The sequence below is a fragment of the Streptomyces silaceus genome, from assembly GCF_001419745.1.
Taxonomy (GTDB): Bacteria; Actinomycetota; Actinomycetes; order Streptomycetales; family Streptomycetaceae; genus Streptomyces; species Streptomyces silaceus.
Window position 1 is genome coordinate 1 of sequence record NZ_LIRJ01000094.1, and the last position, 2,880, is coordinate 2,880.

The 2,880-nt window shown below is 74.5% G+C and carries 4 protein-coding genes; 2 read left to right on the forward strand and 2 right to left on the reverse strand.

Going from position 1 to position 2,880, the window contains the following annotated elements; translation table 11 throughout:
- The coding region (locus tag AOK22_RS11045) for a response regulator transcription factor (protein WP_157872214.1) at nt 1–363 on the reverse strand (363 nt) is incomplete at its 3' end.
- A gap of 256 nt (nt 364–619) precedes the next feature.
- Here AOK22_RS11045 and AOK22_RS11050 point away from each other — a divergent pair.
- Both AOK22_RS11050 and AOK22_RS11055 read left to right on the forward strand, forming a co-directional pair.
- Nucleotides 620–1,882 (forward strand): glycosyltransferase family 4 protein, encoded by a 1,263-nt coding sequence (locus AOK22_RS11050; protein ID WP_055698419.1) that lies wholly within the window; start codon nt 620–622, stop codon nt 1,880–1,882.
- A gap of 67 nt (nt 1,883–1,949) precedes the next feature.
- On the forward strand, nt 1,950–2,513 hold the full coding sequence (locus AOK22_RS11055) for a dihydrofolate reductase family protein (protein ID WP_055698420.1): 564 nt from the start codon (nt 1,950–1,952) through the stop codon (nt 2,511–2,513).
- A 55-nt stretch (nt 2,514–2,568) separates the two neighbouring features.
- On the opposite strand, the gene AOK22_RS11060 is transcribed toward AOK22_RS11055, so the two are convergent.
- Nucleotides 2,569–2,880, reverse strand: a 312-nt coding sequence (locus AOK22_RS11060) for a fluoride efflux transporter FluC (RefSeq protein ID WP_055698421.1), incomplete at its 5' end; no start/stop codon positions are given.

The window sequence follows — 2,880 nt, forward strand, 5'->3', positions numbered from 1 at the left end:
GGCCCTGCGCAGCAGCGCCCGCAGCCGGGCGAAGACCTCCTCGATCTCGAAGGGCTTGGCCACGTAGTCGTCGGCGCCCGCGTCGAGGCCGGCTATCCGGTCGGCGGTCTCCACCCGGGCCGTCAGCATCAGGATCGGCGTGCGGTCGCCCTGGGCGCGCAGCACCTGGCAGACCTGGAGGCCGTCGATGCCCGGCATCATCACGTCCAGGACGAGGATGTCCGGCGGCTGCCGGTGCGCGGTGGCGAGCGCCTGGATGCCGTCCGCGACCGCCGTGACCTCGTACCCCTCCAGAGTCAGCGCACGGGCGACGGCATGCCGGATGGCGCGGTCGTCCTCGGCGAGCAGCACGGTGTGGGGCATCCGCCCAGTCTGCCAAGCCACCGCGGGCGACTCGGCCGCCGGGTGGCCGGCGGGCCGTCTTCTTACCCTGCTCTCACCTTGGCTCTCACCCATCCCTCACCCACCACGGGCCTTCGGCTTACCCCGGGGCGCGAGGGTTGCCCTCCGCCCGCCGGGGCGGCCCGCGGGACCACGCGGCCACGACCGGCGGGACCGCGCGGCGCCGCCGCGCTCCACCGAGGGAAAGCACCGCATGAGAGCTGGGGGAAAGCACCGCATGAAGGTCGTGTTCCTGCTGCACAACGCCTACGGCGTCGGCGGCACCATCCGCACCACCTTCAACCTGGCGGCGGCGCTGGCCGACCGGCACGACGTACGGGTCGTGTCGCTGACGCGCCACCGCGAGGCGCCGCGTTTCGCGGTGGACCCGCGGGTCGCGCTGGTGCCGCTGGTGGACACCCGGGTGGGCAGCGTCGACACGGGGGATCCGTTGCTCGCCGAGCCCGCGCGGGACTTCCCCTCGGCCGACCGGCGCCACCACCAGTACACGCGCCTGCACGACGTACGCGCCGAGGGGTTCCTGCGCGGCTGCGACGCGGACGTCGTCATCGGCACCCGGCCCGGCCTCAACGTCTACCTCGCCCGGTTCGCCCCGCGCGGCGCCCTGCGCATCGCGCAGGAGCACCTGCGGCACGACGCGCACAGCAAGCGTCTGCGCGCCGAACTGGCCCGGCACTACCGGGAACTGGATGCCGTGGTCACGACCACGGAGGCGGACGCGGCCGTCTACCGCAGGCGGATGTCGCTGCCCGGCGTGCGGGTCCTCGCGGTGCCCAACATCGTGCCCGCCCCCGAGGTGCCGCCGTCCGACGGGTCGGCCAAGGTGGTCGCCGCCGCGGGGCGCCTGGTGCCCGGCAAGCGCTTCGACCTGCTCGTGGAGGCGTTCTCCGCCGTGGCCGCGCGGCACCCGGACTGGCGGCTGCGGATCTACGGCGGCGGGCCGGGCAAGGCGGGGCTCCAGGACATGATCGACGGGCTCGGGCTCGGCGGGCACGTGCGGCTGATGGGCGTGCGTTCGCCGATCGAGGCGGAGTTCGCGAAGGCGTCGCTGGTCGCGTCCGCGTCCGACGCCGAGTCGTTCGGCATGACGCTCGTCGAGGCGATGCGGTGCGGCGTGCCGGTGGTGAGCACCGACTGCCCGCTGGGCCCCGCGGAGATCATCCGGGACGGGCACGACGGGCTGCTCGTGCCGCGCGGCGACGGCCACGCGCTCGCGCAGGCGCTCCTGGGTCTGATCGAGGACGCCCCGCTGCGCCGCAAGATGGGCGACGCGGCACGGGAGAGCGCCCGGCGGTACGACCCGGACCCGATCGTGCGCCGCCACGAGGACCTCTTCGCCGAACTGGCGGCGACGCGGCGCGGACGGGCGTGGCGGCGCGCGGCCGGCCGGGCCCTGCGGTGGTGCCGGACCCTGGCCGGGGCGGCGCGGCGGCGTGTGCGGGCCGTGCTGGTGCGGCTGAGGCCGACGCGGGCCGCCTGACGGTGGGCGGGCGTATCGTCGCGACCGTGACCCTCGGGACGGCTACGACGATGACGGGGACGGCACCATGCGGAAGATCATCTGGGCGATGTCGGCGTCCGTGGACGGCTTCATGGCGGGGCCGGACGGCTCGCTCGACTGGCACCTGGTGGACGACGAGCTGCACCGCCACTTCAACGCGACCTTCGCGGCCATGGGCGCGTTCCTCGACGGGCGTGTGTCCTGGGAGCTGATGGCCGAGGACTGGCCGACCGCCGACGAGGACCCGGCGAACAGCGAGCCGATGCGGGAGTTCGCCGGCATCTGGCGCGACATGCCGAAGTATGTGTTCTCGCGGACGCTGGAGCGGGCGGGCTGGGGCACCACGATCCTGCGGGACGTGGTGCCCGAGGAGATCGAGGCGCTCAGGAAGTCGGCGGACGGTGATCTCGCCGTCGGCGGCGCCGATCTCGCCGCGTCCTTCCTGCGGCTCGGGCTGATCGACGAGATCCACGTGTACGTCCATCCGGTCGTCATCGGCCGCGGACAGCGCATGTTCCGGGCGGCGGACGTACGGGCGGACCTCAGCCTCGCCGAGACCCACGCCTTCGGCAACGGCGTCGTCCTCCTCCGCTACGAGCTCATGCGCTGACACGGCGCCGAAGCGGCCGGCTCGCCGGCGATTCGACCGCGCGTCCGGGCCGGCCTCACCCCCACAGCGCCTCGGCGCCCGCCACTCCGGCGAAGGCCGCGCCGAGGCCCAGGGCGACGCTGCCCAGGGCGTTGCCCACGGCGGAGCGCGGCGCGCCGCGCTCGGCGAGCCGCAGTGTCTCGTACGAGAACGTCGAGTACGTGGTCAGCGCCCCGCACAGCCCGGTCCCCAGGAACAGCTGGGTGTGCGAGGACGCGGCGCCGACCGTGACCGCACCGGTGAGCGCGCCGAGGACCAGGCAGCCGACGGCGTTGACCGAGAAGGTCCCCCAGGGGAAGCCGGTGGAGTGCCGTGCCTGCACGGCACG